Source organism: Microbacterium sp. STRO-1N (assembly GCF_057748015.1).
Map to the genome: position 1 here is coordinate 490144 of NZ_CM173234.1, position 16370 is coordinate 506513.

Below are 16370 nucleotides of genomic sequence, written 5' to 3' on the forward strand. Positions count from 1 at the left end.
GACCCCTCCGATCTGCGTGAGTGATCCGCGAATTGACTATTTGTTCCGCAGCGGTACATAATGGCGGAGCCGGTCTTGAGCGCATCACCGCGAGTGTGATTCCGCGCATCGGCGATCACATCGAGGGAGATTCAGAGAATGCAACGCAGCAAGCTGGTCGCAATCACGGCATCCGTCGCCGTCGCCGCTCTCGCCCTGACGGGCTGCGCAGGCGGAAGCGGGTCGGATGACACCGCCGACGGTCCGATCACGCTCGAGTACTGGGCCTGGGGAACCACCCAGAAGCCGCTCGTCGATGCCTGGAACGAGGCGCACCCCGACATTCAGGTGAAGCACACGGATGCCGGCGGCGGCGGCGACTCGTCGGCCAAGCTCGTCACCGCTCAGCGTGCGAACAACGCCCCGGACGTCGCGCTGGTGGAGTACAACACGCTGCCGGCGATGATCGTCGCCGGCGTCGCCGCCGACATCAGCGAATACACCGGCGACCTCGCCGAGGAGTACGCACCGGGTGTGTGGAGCCAGGCGACGTTCGACGGGACCAGCTACGGCGTCCCGCAGGATGCCGGCCCCCAGGCGCTGACCTACAACCAGGCGCGCTTCGCGGAGCTCGGCATCGAGGTGCCGACGACGTGGGCGGAGTTCGCCACCGCGGCGGAGCAGGTGCGTGCGGCCGATCCCGACGCCTACATCACGACCTTCGCGCCCGCCGAGTTCGGCGGCTTCGCCGGTTTCGCGCAGCAGGCCGGAGCCGAGTGGTGGGCCGTCGACGGTGATCAGTGGACCGTCGACTTCGATGACGAGGCCTCCGTCGCCGTCGCCGACTACTGGCAGGACCTCATCGACCGCGACCTCGTGCTGGCCGAGCCGCTGCTCACGCCCGAGTGGAACGCGCGCCTGAACGAGGGAAACGTCCTGTCCTGGCCCGCCGGGCTCTGGGCCGCAGGGGTCATCAACGGCGTCGCGTCCGACATGGCAGGACAGTGGGCGATGGCTCCGCTGCCGCAGTGGACCGAGGGTGACAGCGCCGTCGCGTTCCAGGGCGGATCCGCGGCCGTCGTGACCACCTCGTCCGAGCACGCCGAAGCCGCGGCGGAGTTCGCAGCGTGGATCGGCACGTCCGAGGAGGCGGCGCAGATCCAGATCGAGGAGGGTCAGTACCCGGCCTCGCTCACCGGGCAGAAGCTCACGCTGGATGCCGAGGCTCCCGCGCTGATGCCGCAGCAGGACGACTACTGGGAGATCGCAGCCCAGATCGCCGAGGACACCATCCCGGAGATCAGCTGGGGCCCGAACGTCAACGTGGCCTCCAGCGCCTTCCAGGACGCGATGTCGGCTGCCGTGACGAACGGGACGCCGTTGTCCGAGGCGCTGACCGAGACGGAGAAGGTCGTCGTCGACGACATGAAGACGTCCGGATTCGACGTCACCGCGGAGTGATCGTGCGGGTGCCGGCGGTCATGCCGCCGGCACCCCGCCCCTGAAGGAGCCCGAAAATGAGTGTTGCCGCAGACGTCCGAACCCCTGCGCGGCGGAAGACCCCTCGATCGAGATGGGTCGTGCCCTATGTCTTCCTGCTGCCGGCAGGTATCCTCTTCCTCGCCTTCCTGGCGATCCCGATCGGATACGCGATCATCCTCAGCTTCCGCGGGATGCGCGTCAGCGGTGAGGGCCCGTTCGGGGTCCGCGCCGAGACGTGGGTCGGATTCGAGAACTACATCCGCACGTTCACCGATCCCGAGTTCCTCGCCGGATTCGGGCGACTCGCGATCTACGGCCTCATCGCCGTCCCGCTGACCCTCGGTCTCGCACTGCTGTTCGCACTGCTGCTGGATCTGCCCCGTGTGCGTGCGGCGAAGTTCTCGCGCATCGCGATCTTCCTGCCGTACGCGGTCCCCGGCGTCATCGCATCGCTGCTGTGGGGCTTCCTCTACCTGCCCTCCACCAGCCCGCTGAACTGGATCCTCAACCAGTTCGGACTGCCGGACGTCGTGGTGCTCTCGGGAGCCAGCCTGTACCCGTCCGTCGCGAACATCGCGATCTGGGGTGCCATCGGCTTCAACATGATCATCATCTACACGTCGCTGCGCGGCATCCCGACCGAGGTCTACGAGGCCGCACGCATCGACGGCGCCTCGGAGTGGAACATCGCGTGGCGCATCAAGGTGCCGCTGGTGGCGCCGGCGCTCGTGCTGACCGGTCTCTTCTCCCTGATCGGGACGCTCCAGGTGTACGGCGAACCGACCACGCTGCGCCCCATGACCAACGAGATCTCCCAGACCTGGGTGCCGCTCATGAAGATCTACCGTGACGCGTTCACGCGGGACGACCTGTCGCTCGCCGCGGCGTCGTCGGTCGTCCTCGCGCTCGGCACGCTCGTCATCTCCGTCATCCTGCTGCGCGTGACGCAGCGTCGAGCATTCGGATGGAACGAATGAACACCACAACGGCACCGCCCGCCACCGCGTCCCGCCCGGCCACCGGCGCACGCATCGCTCGCGACTCCCGCATCGGTCGGCGCGGGGCGAAGCAGCGCCCCGTCATCGCCAGCGCCGTCCTGATCCTCGGTGCGCTCTACTGCCTGGTCCCGGTCCTGTGGGTCGTGATCGCGTCGACGAAGTCCAACACCGAGCTCTTCACGACGTTCACCTTCATTCCGGGGACGAGTCTGCTCGACAACCTCGGCGACCTGTTCGCCTACGGTGGCGGGCAGTTCGGGATGTGGGCGTACAACAGCGCCATCTACGCCATCGGCGGGGCCGTGCTCTCCACGCTCGTCTCGACGATGGCCGGCTACGCGCTGGCGAAGTACGACTTCCCTGGTCGCCAGATCTGGTTCTACGCGATCCTCGCCGGAGTGCTGCTGCCGGGCATCACCCTCGCGATCCCGCAGTACCTGCTCATGTCCCAGATGGGGCTCGCCGGCACCTACTGGTCGGTGCTGCTGCCGTCGCTGATCTCGCCGTTCGGGATCTTCCTCGCCAGGGTGTACGCATCGTCGGCGGTTCCGTCCGAGACCATCGAGGCCGCGCGGATCGACGGCGCCAACGACTACCGCATCTTCACCTCGATCGCGCTGCCGATGATGGTGCCGGGCATGGTCACGATCTTCCTGCTGCAGTTCGTCGGCATCTGGAACAACTTCCTGTTGCCGTTCATCATGCTCTCGGACGAGCGGATGTACCCGCTCACCGTGGGGCTCTACACATTGCTCTCGAAGGGCTCGGGCACGCCGTCGCTGTACAGCCTCGCGATCATCGGAGCGGCGGTCTCGATCATCCCGCTGATCATCATGATGCTCGTGCTGCAGCGCTACTGGCGTCTCGACCTCGTGAGCGGAGGGCTCAAGGGATGAGCACCGTATTCGCACCCCGCAGCTTCCTGTTCGGCGGGGACTACAACCCCGAGCAGTGGTCCACGGACGTCTGGCTCGACGACATCGCGCTGATGAAGCGCGCACGGGTGAACACCGTCACGCTCGGTGTCTTCTCCTGGGCGATGCTCGAACCCCGCGAGGGGGAGTACGACGCCGACTGGCTCGATCAGATCATCCAGCTGCTCGACGAAGCCGGCATCGGCTTCTTCCTGGCGACCCCGACGGCGTCACCGCCGCCGTGGTTCAGCCTCGCGCATCCCGATGCGCTGCCCGTACGGCCCGACGGCGTCCGGCTGCGCCACGGATCGCGCGACACCTACGCCGTGAGCGCCCCCGCCTATCGCGCGGCATCCCGCCGGATCGCCCGCTTCCTCGCCGACCGGTACGGCGCGCATCCGGGCCTGCGCGGCTGGCATCTGCACAACGAGTACGGCACGCTCGACTACGGTCCGCATGCGGCAGCAGCCTTCCGCCGCTGGCTGCAGGATCGGTACGGCTCGCTCGAGGCGCTGAACACGGCGTGGTACACGGCCTTCTGGTCGCAGCGCTACGGATCGTGGGACGAGATCGAGCCGCCGATGGCGACCCAGTATCTGCACAATCCGACCCAGGTGGTCGATTTCCGACGCTTCTCCTCGGATGAGATGCTGGCCGCTTTCGAGGAGCAGAAGCAGGAGATCCGTGCGTCGGGTTCGCCGGCGCCGGTCACCACGAACTTCATGCTGCCCACCTGGAACCACCTCGAGCAGTGGTCCTGGAGCGATGCGCAGGACATCGTGTCGATCGATCACTATCTGGACACGGTGGGACCGGATGCCGAGGCGCACGTCGCGTACGGCTCCGACCTCACCCGGTCCTGGGCCGGCGGGCCGTGGGTCCTGATGGAGCAGAACGCGACCGGCATCCGCGTCGGCAATCGCACGTTCGCGAAGACCCCGGACCGGATGATCCGCAACTCGCTGGGCTACATCGCCCGAGGGGCGCAGAGCTCGTTGTTCTTCCAGTGGCGGGCCGCAGCGGGCGGTTCGGAGCAGTGGCACGGCGCGCTCGTGCCGCACGGCGGCGGGACGAGTCGCGGGTTCGACACCGTGGTGCAGCTCGGCGCCGCACTCGAATCCATCGCCGAGGTCACGCAGCCGCCGGCGTCGGGGCCCCTCGTCGACGCGCAGGTGGGGATCGTGTGGGATGCCGAGGGCTGGTGGGCGCTGGAGACCCCGCACCTGCCGAACGAGTCGATGAACTACTCCGATGAAGCGCGGGCCACGCACCGGTCCTTCTGGCGCGCCGGGATCCCGACCGACTTCGTGCGCCCCGGGGCGGACATCTCGCAGTATCGGCTGCTCGTGGTCCCCACCCTGTACGCCATGGACTCCGTGGTCGCCGACTGGCTGCGTGCCTACGTCGACGCCGGCGGTCGGCTGCTGGTCTCCTACCTCACCGGTGTCGCGGACGAGAACCAGCATGTGCTCGGCGGTGGATATCCCGGCCCGCTGCGCGACCTGCTCGGCATCCGTGTCGATGAGATCCTGCCGCTCGCGCCGGGGGAGAAGCTCGCCCTGAGCGACGGCCTGACGGCCGAGGAGTGGACCGAACGCGTCGTCGCGACAGGCGCAGCGGTCGTGCACCGTTACGCCGACGGGCCGCTGGCCGGTGCGCCCGCCGTCACCGAATCCGCGGTCGGCGACGGCGTCGCCGTGTACCTCTCGGCCCGCCTGGACCAGACCTCACGGGACGCGTTCCTCGCGGCGCAGGCCGCGGCGGTGGGCGCCGGTCCGACGCTGGCGGATTCCGCAGCATTCGGCGTGGAGGCGGTTCGGCGCCGGGGAGCGGAGGCCGACTACCTCTTCCTCCTGCACCACGGCGCCGAGCCGGTCCGCGTGAGCGGTGGCGGAACGGATCTGCTCACGGCGACCGATCTGGCCGAAGGCCTCGTCATCGCCCCTGGTGGAGTCGCCGTCGTGCGCGAGGATCAGGCGGCGAGCGTCGTCATAGAATCCGTGGGGTGACGATGACGGCACCGAACATCCTCCTCATCCTTTCGGACGATCACGGGTACGCGGACCGCGGCATCGTGGGACACGATCCCGCGGTGCGAACGCCAGCGCTCGATCGGCTGGCGACGGAGGGGATCTCCTGCTCCGACGCGTACGTGGCGGCGCCGATCTGCAATCCATCGCGCGGTGCGCTGATCTCCGGCACGCACCCCGCACGGTGGGGATCGACCTGGTTCCTGGACACGCGGTTCCCCGACGAACGGACGACGCTCGCCGAGCGATTCCGCGAGCACGGCTATCGCACCGGCTATTTCGGCAAGGTGCACTACGGCCAGGATGAACCCGGTGATCGCGCGTGCCCGCCCGAGCATGGGTTCGACGTGTCGTACTACGGCCTCGCCGGCCGCCAGCAGGGACGACTGCACTATCTGCGCCATACGAAGGATGCCGTCGACGAGTACGGACCCGAGGGGAACTGGCGCATGGCCGTGCAGCCCATGTTCGAGGGACGCGACGAGGTCGAGCTGGAGGGCTTCCTGACCGCGGAGCTCGGGCGACGCACGCAGGAATTCATCTCGGACGATGACGGGGCGCCGTTCTTCGCCATGCTCGCGTTCAACGCGGTGCACAACTTCTGCTGGCAGTTGCCGCCGGAGGAACTGGAGCGCCGCGGCCTGCCCGTACGCGACGACTGGGACGAGTCCAGCGGTGTCACGTACGCGGACTGGTACGACGGGGCGATCTCTCCCCACCTCGAACGCGGGCGCGAGTACTACCTCGCTCAGCTCGAGCTGATGGACCGGGAGATCGGAGCGCTGCTGGATCGGCTCGAGGACCGCGGCATCGCAGAGAACACGATCGTCGTGTACCTGACGGACAATGGCGGTTCGACCTGCAACTACGGCAGCAACGCGCCGCTCAGCGGCACGAAGTACACGCTCGCAGAGGGCGGAGTGCGTGTCCCGTTCCTCGTGCGCTGGCCAGGAGGCGGTTGGAGCGGCGGCGGCACTCGGGACGGCATCATCAGCTCGATGGATCTCTATCCGACGCTGTTGGCGGCGGCCGGGTACGACGTCGCCTCGCTCGACATCGACGGCGTCGATCAAGCGGGTCAGCTGCGCTCCGGAGTGCGCACGAGGGACGAGCTGCACTGGGAGTGCGGCTTCCAGGCGGCCGTGCGCAACGGTGATCTCAAGCTGCGCGTCACGCACGGCGATGACCCGAATGCACGAGGGATCCGCGTGGTGGAGCACACCGACCCCGGTGACGGTGTCCAGCTCTTCGACGTCCGAAGCGACCCGTCCGAATCGCATGACCTGCTGGGTGCGCGCCCGGACGACGCGATTCGGCTGTGGGATCTGCATGCCGCGTGGTTGGCGCAGGTCGGCCGTGACGATCTGATCGACCGTCATGCCGAGCGCGTGCGGAGCGCACTCGCCGGGGCGACCGGGCGACCGGCGTCGTCCCCCGGCTAGGCTGTCGTCGTGTCCGTCTCCTCACCGGCCGTCGAGTACTGGCCTGGTCTTCCCGACACCGAGCGCCGGGTTCTTCTCGAGCTTCTGCTCCACGGGGAGCAGCCGCGTGTGCGCATCGCTGAGCGGCTCGGGCTGTCGCGAACGAGTCTCACCCGCGTGACACGTGGTCTGATCGACGGCGGATTGGTGATGGAAGGGGCGCTGCAGGTCTCCGGATCGCGGGGGAGGCCCGCCGAGATGCTCCGGCTTCGCCCTGATGCGGCCCACTTCGCCGGTGTGAAACTCACTGCGGACACGATGTACCTCGTCGTGACCGACCTGCAGGCGCGGGTCGTGGCAGAAGCCGAGCATCCCCTGCCCAGTCGCGACGTGACCGATGTCGTCAACCTCATCGCCCGGTCCATTCCGCGGGTCGACGGCGGCGAGATCGTCGCGATCGGGATCGCTGTGGCCGGTGACGTCTCGGACACCGCCGAGGGGGGCGGGGTTCTGCATCACTCGAACTTCCTCGGGTGGAACGCGGTCCGCCTGGCGGATCTCGTGACATCGGCGGCGCATCTGCCGGCGGCGATCGTGAACGACGTTCATGCCCTCGCCGGTGCGCATCACTGGTTCGGAACGCACGCCCGGCATTCGTCGCTCGTGGTCTACGGTGTGGGCGCGGGCATCGGTTCGGGTGTCGTCCTCGGCGGTGACCTGCACCTCGGCGCAAACGGTCGGGCCGGTCGCGTCGGGCATACGCGGATCGGCGGCCGCGGTCGCGTGTGCCGCAACGGCCATGTCGACTGCGTGCACAGTTTCGTGACCATGCCGGCGATCGCGCACAACGCGGGGGCGGATGGATACGAGCAGGTGCTGGAGCGCGCACGCGCGGGGGATGCCCTGGCACGCGCGGCCTTCGAGGACGCCGGTCGGGCGCTGGGCGCTGCGATCGCCGAAGCCGTGAATGCGTTCGACCCCGAAGTCGTCGCCGTGATGGGCGAGGGGACAGACATGCTCGAGATCGCACCCCGGAGCGTCCGCGCCGCGCTCGCGGAGTTCCTCGAAGAGGGCTACCCGGACGAGGTCCTCATCGAACGGCCGATCTTCGAGTTCGGCCTGTACGCACGCGGCGCGGCCGTCGCCGCGATGCGTCGCCTCCTCGTCTGACACGAGACGCGACGAGGTTCTGCGCCGCGCTGATTCGCGTCGGCCTTCTCCCGTCGGTATATTGTTTCACTACTTGACAAAATGGGTTCTGCGGTCGATCTGCGTGCGGATCCCCGACCCGTCGAAGGGGAGAAGCGATGAAGTTCACCGATGGTTTCTGGCAGCTGAGGCCTGGTGTCACAGCGCTGTACGCGCAGGAGGCCTACGACGTCTGGCAGACGGATGCCGCAGCGGACGGGCAGGGGCTGGTCGTGACCGCTCCGACCGCCGCCATCGGCAGGCGCGGTGACACGCTCAACCGACCGGTGCTGACGGTGACGCTCTCCTCGCCGATGGAGGGGGTCATCCGGGTGCGCATCGCACACCACGAAGGCGGCCGGTGGCACGGTGGGTTCCCGCTCGCCGAGAATCGTGTGGGCGCCGGCGCCACGACATCCCTCACCGAAGAGGGGGGTGTGCTCACCAGCGGCGCCCTGACCGCGCGCATCGCGCAGGGAGCGCCCTGGAACCTGTCGTTCGAGGTCGACGGACGGCGGGTGACCGGCAGCGGACACAAGGCGCAGGGGTATGTGCACCTGGCCCCCGGCGCGCAGGTCGATCCGGGGATCGTGCTCACCCCGCAGGCGGACGGCTCGACGGCACGGCCGAGTACCTTCGTCCACGAGCAGCTCGATCTCGGGGTGGGCGAGCTCATCCACGGGCTCGGCGAGCGCTTCGGTCCACTGGTGAAGAACGGGCAATCGGTCGATGTCTGGAACGCGGACGGCGGCACGTCGAGCGAGCAGGCGTACAAGAACGTGCCCTTCTATCTCTCCAACCGCGGATACGGCGTCCTCGTCAACGACCCCGGCCATGTCTCCTACGAGATCGGATCCGAGACGGTCGAAAGGGTGCAGTTCTCGGTGGCGGGGGAGGTGCTGGAGTACTTCGTGATCGCAGGGCCGAGCCCGAAGGATGTGATCACCCGCTACACCGCCCTCACGGGCCGCCCCCCCGTCGTGCCGGCGTGGTCGTACGGTCTGTGGCTCTCGACGAGCTTCACCACCGACTACGACGAGGCGACCGTGACGTCGTTCATCGACGAGATGGCGACGCGCGAACTGCCGGTTTCGGTGTTCCACTTCGACTGCTTCTGGATGCGCGAGTTCAACTGGTGCGATTTCGAATGGGATCCGCGCACGTTCCCTGATCCGGAGGGGATGCTGTCCCGTCTGCATGAGCGGGACCTCCGCGTGTGCGTGTGGATCAATCCCTACATCGGCCAGCGTTCGCCGCTGTTCGCGGAGGCGGCCGCGCTGGGCTACCTCGTGACCAGGCCGGACGGTTCGGTGTGGCAGTGGGACATGTGGCAGGCGGGCATGGGGCTCGTCGACTTCACCAACCCCGACGCGACGGCGTGGTACCAGGAGCACCTGCGGCGGCTGATGCGGCAGGGTGTCGACTGCTTCAAGACCGACTTCGGCGAGCGGATTCCGCTCGAGGTCGACTACTTCGACGGATCGGACCCGTCACGCATGCACAATCTCTACGCGCAGCTCTACAACAAGGCGGTGCACGAGGTGCTCGTCGAGGAACGCGGAGAGGGCGAAGCGGTCCTGTTCGCGCGTTCTGCGACCGCCGGCGGCCAGACGATGCCCGTTCACTGGGGTGGCGACTCGACATCGACATTCCCCTCCATGGCGGAGACGCTCCGAGGCGGGCTGTCGTTGGCCATGAGCGGATTCGCGTTCTGGAGCCATGACATCGGCGGATTCGAGGGAACCCCGGATCCGGCCGTCTTCAAGCGCTGGACCGCGTTCGGACTGCTCGGCAGCCACTCTCGCTTCCACGGCTCGAAGTCCTACCGCGTGCCGTGGGCCTTCGACGAGGAGGCCGTCGAAGTCACGCGCATCTTCACGCACCTGAAGATGCGTCTCATGCCCTACCTCTTCCAAGCCGGCCTGGATGCCGCGCGTACCGGCGTGCCGCTCATGCGTCCGATGTCGTTCGAGTTCCCGGCCGACCCCGCCGTCGCTCATCTCGATCGCCAGTACATGCTGGGCGATGACCTTCTCGTCGCGCCGGTGTTCACGGAATCAGGCGAGGTGGACTTCTACCTTCCCGCCGGAACGTGGACCAGCCTGTTCACAGGCGAGAGCGTGGAGGGCGGTCGCTGGATGCGGGAGACGCACGACTTCACGACCCTGCCGCTCTACGTCCGCCCCGGCGCGGTCCTGCCGTGGGGTGCTCGGGTCGATCGACCGGACTACGACTACCTCGACGGGCTCGCCTTGCGCGTCTTCCCCGGCGGGAGCGGTGTCGCCGAGATCACCGTGACGACGCCGGACGGCCATTCACAGGTGTTCGCCGTCGACCGTGCCGACGTGACCGGATGATCTGCCGCTGCGCCTGAGCGACGCGCTCAGGCGCAGCAGGAGGCTGATGGTCACCGGCGCGCGGATCAGCCGGCGCGCACCTCGTCGCCCACCCGGATGACGCCGCCCCGGCCATGATCGTCCATGCCGCCGGAGACGCCGTCCAGCAGCAGAAGCCGGCCGAGGGTCGGCTCTTCCTGACCGATGCGCGACGTCAGAGTCGTCAGCACCCGCGCGTCGCGGATGCCGGTGTCGGGGTTCGCGTGGGTGGCCAGACAGCGCACGATCGGCCCTGCCGTGGAGAAGCTCACCTCGCCGATGCGGACCCGGCCGGTCCAGTCGAGCTCTTCCCAGGCGTCCACACCGTCGATCACGACGTTCGAACGGAACCGGCGGTCATCGATCTCCTGCTCAAGGGCACCCCCGAGGGCGTTCACGCTCGCGGTGCTGTGCACGGAGACGTACCCGCGCGCACGATCCTGGAATCGGGAGCGCGCGCCGTCGCCGACCAGCACGACCGGCAGCCGCCCCGGACGCCGCAGGCGCTTCGCCTCGGCGGACTCCATGACGAACCCGGTGACGGCGTCCGACAGCGCGCGGCGTCCGGCGTTGTCCAGTGCAGCCTCCACGAGGATCGCGCCCTCTCGCAGGATCCGCACGCGTTGCGCGGCGTCGTCGTAAGACAACCGGAGCTGGGAGAGCGTGGGGAACGACTCCAGCGCGAGCCCCTGCGACTTCGGCCAGTAGTCCAGCCCGTCGCGGTCCTCCGGGGTCACGGCATTCGCGAACCGGAAGGCGAGGACGCGGTCGCCCGCGACGCGTCCGTCCGGCTGGATCAGCAGTTCATCGCGGAGTTCGGGTGTGAACCCCTTCACGGGGTGACGGTACAGGGCGATGACGCGGGGCATGACAGCATCCTTCCATCCCGAACCGGGTGCTCTCGGGTACGACGATGACCCCGCCGCAGTGCGACGGGGTCATCGATCGACGAACTCGGGCGTTATGCCTTTTCGAGTTCGTCCTCGTCTTCGTCTGCGTACTCGTCGGCCCACTTGTCGACGTAGGCGTCTTCGTCGGTCGGATGACCCAGCTCGCGCTCCAGCGCAGAGTAGTTCACCGACGGACTGTACGCCTTGAGTTCGCGGGCGATCTTAGTGTGCTTCGCCTTTTGACGGCCACGGCCCATGCGCGAGACCCCCTCACGATCTAAGCTGCGGGCATCTGGGGCCCGCGCATTCACGACACCGGCTGAACGCCGGTAAGAGTAGCATTCAGAATAGCACGAGGGCCGGAGTCGCTGGCCGTTCGAGACCCGGGGAAGGGAGCGATCCGCATGTCAGATGCCGGTTCCACGTCGTCCGAAGAGGCCGTCCAGAACAGCGAACTGCAGAAAGCCGTGATCGTCGGCATGCAGCCAGAGCAGAACCCGCGCGTGCTGCAGGAGGCGATCCGCTACGCGACGCTTCTGAGCGCTCCGCTGGTGGTCGTTCACGTCGACGTCACGCGTTTCGTCACGTACGAGGATCCGGACGGCTACGTCCACTCGGCGCCGATCGACATGAACGTCGAGACCGGTGCCGCCGAGTTCGAGCACGTCACCGAAGCGGCCACCAAGGCGCTTCAGGGGAGCGGGCTGACATGGACCTCCCGCCAGCTCGTCGGAGACCCCGCCCTCGCGATCAAGCAGCTCGCCGGCAAGCTCGACGCGCAGCTGATCGTCATCGGCACGCGCAAGCGCGGCATCGGCGAGTCGATCCGCGAGTTCTTCACCGGTTCGGTCGCCGCCCGCCTCGCCCACCGTCAGCACCGCTCGATCCTGGTCGTCCCGCTGGATGAGCCGGTGCCGGACGACCAGGCCGAGATCTGGACCGAGTAGGGACTCAGTCCTTCAGCGCGCGCGTCACGGCCTTCGCCGCGGTGTCCAGTGCGTTCTCGAGCTCGCTGACGACGGATGCTGCGAGCACGCCGCCGCGTGCCACGTGCGTGCGCAGATCGCTGCGGATGCGGGCGCGGAATGCGTTGACCACGGCATCCGCTCGGCCGAGTTCTTCGCGACTGGCGACGCGCGGGTCGTCGGGTCCCGCGGCGCGCGGCCGCGTCTTGGCGCCCTTGCGCTCCTCGTTGGCTGCGGAGGCGAGATCCGCGCGCAGGCTCTTCATCGCCTCCTGCACGCTCTGCCTTACCTCGTTGGCGATCAGGCGGACCGAGTCGGCCAGGTCGTCCTCGATGCCGGCGAGGTCGTCCTCACGCGAGGCGAGTTCGGCTCGCCCGGCATCCGTGATCGCGTAGATCGTGGTGCGGCCGTCGACGGTCTTGGTGACCAGACCCTCCTCCTCGAGCTTGGCGAGCCGAGGATAGATGGTGCCGGCACTGGGCGTGTACGTGCCTCCGGTGCGGTCGGTCAGCGCCTGGATGATGCCGTAGCCATGCTGCGGGGACTCCGCGAGCAGCGAGAGCAGGTACAGGCGCAGGTCGCCGTGGGAGAAGACTGCGGGTGTCATGCTTCCCACTCCTCGTCATCCGCGACGGTCCGAACGGGCTGACGCAGCACCGTGATGTCGCCGGAGACCGAGTTGGCGCGGACGTCGACGAAGCTTCCGGCCAGTTCTCCCGCCGAACCGGTGTAGTTGGTGGGCCCGGTGGCGCCTCGGTCGATGCCGTCGACCATGACGCGGCCGCTCATCGAGCGCATCACGTAGTTCGCCGGGAGGGTCTCCTCGAGGCGGATCGTGCTGTTGCCGGCGACGGTGTTCAGGTTGATCGTGTTGATGTTGCCGGTGGCGTCGGCCCAGATCGCACCCGAGACGGTGTCGATCGTGATCCTGCGGACCGAGCCGGTCACGGCGACGTCACCGGAGACGCTGTTAGCGTTGATCGAACCGGTCAGCTCGCGGATCTGGACGTCGCCGGAGACGGTGTTCACCGACAGGTCGCCGGTGTGGGTGTCGACGATGATGTCGCCCGAGACGGTGTTGAGCTTCGCGTCGTTCGCGAGGCCAGAGACCAGTGCGCCGGCGTTGACGACGCCGAGGTTCAGTGCGATGCCGCGAGGCACCGCCACGCTGACCTCTGCCTTGGGGCCGCCCGAGCCGAAGTTGCGGAACACCTCGAGGAAGTTGTCCCACCCGATCTGCGGGTGATCGATCTCGATCTGCGTGCCGTCGGACTCGATGCGCAGGTCCTTGGTCGTGACGCCGTGCACCTCGATGCGGATGCCGGGTTCGTCGTGTGCGACGACATCGACCTGACCGCCGACCAGGCCGATCTTCAGCTTGGTCGCCTGGGCGATGTCGATGACGCGTTCCTCGCCGGGGGCGATGAGCCACTTCTCGGTCATGTCTGTTCTCCTGGGTTGGGCGATATCGAGATATATCGCGTATTAGGAGAATAACACGATATATCTCGAGTTTGTCAAAAAGATTCTTCCGGTCGCGCTTGACTTTGACGCAGCGTCAACTTCTACGGTGGAGATATCGCAACGAGAGGAGGATGCCGTGGGCACACGCGATTGGTCGATCCAGGAGATCGCACGACTGGCCGGCACGACGAGCCGCACGCTCCGTCACTACGACGACATCGGTCTGCTGGCACCGACGCGCATCGCGCACAACGGCTACCGGCACTACGACGAGCAGGCGCTCGTGCGGCTGCAGCGCATCCTGCTGCTGCGCGAGCTCGGACTCGGCCTCCCGCAGATCGCCGAAGTGCTGTCGCGGGAGCGCGCCGAAGAATCCGCACTCGAAACCCACCTCGCGCTCCTGCGCGAGGAGCAGACCAGGCTGGCGCGCCAGATCGCGTCGGTCGAATCCACCATCAACGCATTGAGAGGAGGTGAAGAACTCATGGCAGAGAACATGTTCGACGGCTTCGACCACACCCAGTACAAGGAGGAGGTCGAAGACCGTTGGGGCAAGAAGGCCTACGCCGACAGCGACCGCTGGTGGCGCAGCATGACGGATGCCGAGCGCACCGACTGGCAGCAGCTGGTGTCCGATCTCGGACGCGACTGGATCGCCGCCGCCGAGAGCGGCATCGATCCGGCATCCGACGAGGCGCAGGCGATCGCCGCCCGTCACGTCGAGTGGCTGACGGGAGTGCCCGGCACACCCGCGGCCGTGCCGGGCGGTGACGTCAAGGGCTACGTGGTCGGTCTCGGTGAGATGTATGTCGCCGACCCGCGCTTCGGCGCGAACTACGCGACAAGCGACGGCGGCACCCGCGGCGCCGAGTTCGTCCGCGACGCGCTCCGCGTCTACGCGGAGGCGAACCTGTAACGGGTTTCGAATCGCGCGAATCGCTGCAGATCCCACTCGGGAACAGCAATTCGCGCGATTCGAACGCAGGGGTGGGGCGAGCTACAGTGGCGAACGTGATCCATGTCCGCCGCGCTGTGCTCGTGGCGCTCGGCGGCGCACTGGGCACGGCGGCCCGACTCGCTCTCACGCTGGCGATTCCGGATGCCGGGGGCTTCCCGTTCGCGATCATCACCGCGAACGTCGTGGGCGCCTTCCTCATCGGCATCCTGACGGCCTGGCCGACTGACGGCCCTCGGGCCAACCTCAAGATCTTCCTCGGCACCGGAATCCTCGGCGGCTTCACCACCTACAGCGCGTTCGCGGTCGGCTCGGTGCAGCTGTGGACGGATGCTCCGCTGCAGGCAGTGCTCTATGCCGCCCTGAGTCTCGTGCTCGGGGTCGCGGCCGCCGTCGCCGGCATCCGGATCGCACGATCGAGGCCGATGACATGACACCTCTCGTGTTCGTGCTCGCGGCGTTCGCCGGTGGTCTCGGTGCCGCTGCACGGTACCTGGTCAGCGTCGGCGTCACGGCCGCGGTCAAGGCGATGCGGCCGGGAGTGCAGCGGGCGTTCCCGTGGGGAATCGTGATCGTGAACATCACGGGGTCCTTTGCGCTCGGGATCGTGACCGCCGCACTGCCGGACGCCGCCTTCGTCGTCGGCGTCGGATTCCTCGGGGGATACACGACCTTCAGCACCGCGATGCTCGACACGATCGGGCTGTGGCGCGACGGGGCGCGCCAGGTGTCGGTCCTGCACCTGCTCGGGACGTTTGCGTCGTCGATCCTGGCCGCGGGAGCCGGGCTCGCGCTCGGATCGCTCTGGAGTTAAGCGGTCTTCTCGACTCGAACGCGCTCCGCGTCCTGCTCGGCAGCGAGCGCGTCGGCTTCGTCGCCCATCCCGCGCAGCATCGCCGCATACTCGTCGAGGGCCTCGGCCAGGTCGAGGTGCGCGAGGAAGAAGCGTCCTGTGCGCACCCTGCCGCGCTTCCATTCGAGAGCGGTCTCGAATTCGGCCCGCGCCTGCGCGACGTCGCCCACCGCGGCCAGGGCGCGGGCCCGCAACTCCAACCAGGCAGGCAGACCGCTGGGCGCCTGCGACGGATCCTCGCCGTTCGCGCGCGAGGTGGCGACCAGGGCATTCGCTATCTCGAGCGCGCCGACGGCGTCTCCCGTCGCCAGACGCAGCTCGGCCAGCCTGTCGCGTGCGTGCTGCAGGATGCTCGCTGTCCTCCCGTCCGCCGGCGCTGCCACCGCGTCGGCTTCGGCCAGGTCTCTCTGCTCCGACGCGAGCGCGAGGCTCTCTTCGAGCCGGCCCTCGGATTCCAGTCGCATCGAGTGGCTGTTGAGCATGGTGACGAGCAGGTCGCGCCGCTGCGGGTCCGAATCCGCACCAGCCCGACCGTAGGCGAGGATCTCGTGTACGGCTTCTTCAGACGCGGCACGGATCTCGGGTGACGTCGCGATGTCCTCGAGTTTCGACACCGCCATGCGCATTCGCATGAGCCACAGGTCCGGATCGACGCGGAAGCCCTCGCGCGCCAGGGGCAGCGCCGCTGCCCACTCTGCCTGAGCGATGCTCGGGTCCGCGTTCGCGCGCTCCCACGCCGCATCGAATTCCGCCGTCGTACCCATTTCTCCCCCTCGCTCGAGTGCCGCTGACTCACAGCATCCTCTCAATGGTCGGCGTGTGAAACTGTACAAAAGTACAGAAGTCGGGCAGCAGG

At 67.9% G+C, this 16370-nt stretch carries 16 protein-coding genes; 11 read left to right on the plus strand and 5 right to left on the minus strand.

The genetic code is table 11. The features are described from left to right. The first annotated feature begins 138 nt into the window (after positions 1 to 138). The 7 genes from AC3ANJ_RS02435 to yicI all read left to right on the plus strand — a co-directional run bounded on the left by AC3ANJ_RS02435 (position 139) and on the right by yicI (position 10369). Positions 139 to 1440: an ABC transporter substrate-binding protein gene (locus AC3ANJ_RS02435; protein ID WP_488318070.1), complete on the plus strand. Its 1302-nt coding sequence runs from the start codon at positions 139 to 141 to the stop codon at positions 1438 to 1440. A 56-nt stretch (positions 1441 to 1496) separates the two neighbouring features. Beyond that, positions 1497 to 2438, plus strand: coding sequence for a carbohydrate ABC transporter permease (locus AC3ANJ_RS02440; protein WP_406247160.1), 942 nt, complete (start codon positions 1497 to 1499; stop codon positions 2436 to 2438). Continuing rightward, positions 2435 to 3355 carry a carbohydrate ABC transporter permease gene (locus tag AC3ANJ_RS02445; protein WP_429461688.1) on the plus strand — a complete coding sequence of 307 codons (921 nt, stop codon included), beginning with the start codon at positions 2435 to 2437 and terminating at the stop codon, positions 3353 to 3355. Before AC3ANJ_RS02440 ends, AC3ANJ_RS02445 begins: the two co-directional genes overlap by 4 nt. After that, a complete protein-coding gene (locus AC3ANJ_RS02450; RefSeq protein ID WP_488318071.1) occupies positions 3352 to 5382 on the plus strand; it encodes a beta-galactosidase in 2031 nt (676 codons plus the stop codon). The genes AC3ANJ_RS02445 and AC3ANJ_RS02450 overlap by 4 nt, the downstream gene beginning before the upstream one ends. A 2-nt stretch (positions 5383 to 5384) precedes the next feature. Then, positions 5385 to 6845 (plus strand): sulfatase-like hydrolase/transferase, encoded by a 1461-nt coding sequence (locus tag AC3ANJ_RS02455; RefSeq protein ID WP_488319217.1) that lies wholly within the window; start codon positions 5385 to 5387, stop codon positions 6843 to 6845. A 9-nt stretch (positions 6846 to 6854) separates the two neighbouring features. Beyond that, entirely contained in the window at positions 6855 to 7994 is a 1140-nt protein-coding gene (locus tag AC3ANJ_RS02460; RefSeq protein WP_488318072.1) for an ROK family protein, read from the plus strand. A 137-nt stretch (positions 7995 to 8131) separates the two neighbouring features. Beyond that, the gene (gene yicI / locus AC3ANJ_RS02465; RefSeq protein ID WP_488318073.1) at positions 8132 to 10369 is read left to right on the plus strand and encodes an alpha-xylosidase; all 2238 of its coding nucleotides are present in this window, start codon (positions 8132 to 8134) and stop codon (positions 10367 to 10369) included. Positions 10370 to 10434: 65 nt separating this feature from the next. Here yicI and AC3ANJ_RS02470 read toward each other — a convergent pair whose 3' ends face one another. Next, positions 10435 to 11256: an MOSC domain-containing protein gene (locus AC3ANJ_RS02470; RefSeq protein ID WP_488318074.1), complete on the minus strand. Its 822-nt coding sequence runs from the start codon at positions 11254 to 11256 to the stop codon at positions 10435 to 10437. A 92-nt stretch (positions 11257 to 11348) separates the two neighbouring features. Next, the gene (locus tag AC3ANJ_RS02475; RefSeq protein WP_116634077.1) at positions 11349 to 11534 is read right to left on the minus strand and encodes a DUF3073 domain-containing protein; all 186 of its coding nucleotides are present in this window, start codon (positions 11532 to 11534) and stop codon (positions 11349 to 11351) included. 147 nt (positions 11535 to 11681) lie between these two features. Between AC3ANJ_RS02475 and AC3ANJ_RS02480 the strand changes: the two genes are divergently transcribed. After that, positions 11682 to 12224, plus strand: a complete 543-nt coding sequence (locus AC3ANJ_RS02480; protein WP_488318075.1) for a universal stress protein — start codon at positions 11682 to 11684, stop codon at positions 12222 to 12224. A gap of 4 nt (positions 12225 to 12228) precedes the next feature. Here the strand turns inward: AC3ANJ_RS02480 and AC3ANJ_RS02485 are convergent, their stop codons facing one another. Next, positions 12229 to 12849: a PadR family transcriptional regulator gene (locus tag AC3ANJ_RS02485; RefSeq protein WP_406247147.1), complete on the minus strand. Its 621-nt coding sequence runs from the start codon at positions 12847 to 12849 to the stop codon at positions 12229 to 12231. Continuing rightward, positions 12846 to 13685 carry a DUF4097 family beta strand repeat-containing protein gene (locus AC3ANJ_RS02490; protein WP_406247146.1) on the minus strand — a complete coding sequence of 280 codons (840 nt, stop codon included), beginning with the start codon at positions 13683 to 13685 and terminating at the stop codon, positions 12846 to 12848. The genes AC3ANJ_RS02485 and AC3ANJ_RS02490 overlap by 4 nt, the downstream gene beginning before the upstream one ends. Positions 13686 to 13842: 157 nt before the next feature. Here AC3ANJ_RS02490 and AC3ANJ_RS02495 point away from each other — a divergent pair, with 157 nt between their 5' ends. From AC3ANJ_RS02495 to AC3ANJ_RS02505, 3 genes are all read left to right on the plus strand, one after another. Beyond that, positions 13843 to 14622 carry a MerR family transcriptional regulator gene (locus AC3ANJ_RS02495; RefSeq protein WP_488318076.1) on the plus strand — a complete coding sequence of 260 codons (780 nt, stop codon included), beginning with the start codon at positions 13843 to 13845 and terminating at the stop codon, positions 14620 to 14622. Between the two features lie 95 nt (positions 14623 to 14717). After that, positions 14718 to 15095, plus strand: a complete 378-nt coding sequence (locus AC3ANJ_RS02500) for a fluoride efflux transporter FluC (protein ID WP_488318077.1) — start codon at positions 14718 to 14720, stop codon at positions 15093 to 15095. Further along, positions 15092 to 15475: a fluoride efflux transporter FluC gene (locus AC3ANJ_RS02505; protein WP_488318078.1), complete on the plus strand. Its 384-nt coding sequence runs from the start codon at positions 15092 to 15094 to the stop codon at positions 15473 to 15475. Before AC3ANJ_RS02500 ends, AC3ANJ_RS02505 begins: the two co-directional genes overlap by 4 nt. On the opposite strand, the gene AC3ANJ_RS02510 is transcribed toward AC3ANJ_RS02505, so the two are convergent. Then, positions 15472 to 16278, minus strand: a complete 807-nt coding sequence (locus tag AC3ANJ_RS02510) for a hypothetical protein (protein ID WP_488318079.1) — start codon at positions 16276 to 16278, stop codon at positions 15472 to 15474. The genes AC3ANJ_RS02505 and AC3ANJ_RS02510 overlap by 4 nt on opposite strands. Positions 16279 to 16370 lie beyond the last annotated feature (92 nt).

Coding starts and splice junctions, on each gene's coding strand:
- AC3ANJ_RS02435 (WP_488318070.1), top strand. CDS start 139: ATGCAACGCAGCAAGCTGGTCGCAATCACGGCATCCGTCGCCGTCGCC.
- AC3ANJ_RS02440 (WP_406247160.1), top strand. CDS start 1,497: ATGAGTGTTGCCGCAGACGTCCGAACCCCTGCGCGGCGGAAGACCCCT.
- AC3ANJ_RS02445 (WP_429461688.1), top strand. CDS start 2,435: ATGAACACCACAACGGCACCGCCCGCCACCGCGTCCCGCCCGGCCACC.
- AC3ANJ_RS02450 (WP_488318071.1), top strand. CDS start 3,352: ATGAGCACCGTATTCGCACCCCGCAGCTTCCTGTTCGGCGGGGACTAC.
- AC3ANJ_RS02455 (WP_488319217.1), top strand. CDS start 5,385: ATGACGGCACCGAACATCCTCCTCATCCTTTCGGACGATCACGGGTAC.
- yicI (WP_488318073.1), top strand. CDS start 8,132: ATGAAGTTCACCGATGGTTTCTGGCAGCTGAGGCCTGGTGTCACAGCG.
- AC3ANJ_RS02470 (WP_488318074.1), bottom strand. CDS start 11,256: ATGCCCCGCGTCATCGCCCTGTACCGTCACCCCGTGAAGGGGTTCACA.
- AC3ANJ_RS02475 (WP_116634077.1), bottom strand. CDS start 11,534: ATGGGCCGTGGCCGTCAAAAGGCGAAGCACACTAAGATCGCCCGCGAA.
- AC3ANJ_RS02480 (WP_488318075.1), top strand. CDS start 11,682: ATGTCAGATGCCGGTTCCACGTCGTCCGAAGAGGCCGTCCAGAACAGC.
- AC3ANJ_RS02485 (WP_406247147.1), bottom strand. CDS start 12,849: ATGACACCCGCAGTCTTCTCCCACGGCGACCTGCGCCTGTACCTGCTC.
- AC3ANJ_RS02490 (WP_406247146.1), bottom strand. CDS start 13,685: ATGACCGAGAAGTGGCTCATCGCCCCCGGCGAGGAACGCGTCATCGAC.
- AC3ANJ_RS02505 (WP_488318078.1), top strand. CDS start 15,092: ATGACACCTCTCGTGTTCGTGCTCGCGGCGTTCGCCGGTGGTCTCGGT.
- AC3ANJ_RS02510 (WP_488318079.1), bottom strand. CDS start 16,278: ATGGGTACGACGGCGGAATTCGATGCGGCGTGGGAGCGCGCGAACGCG.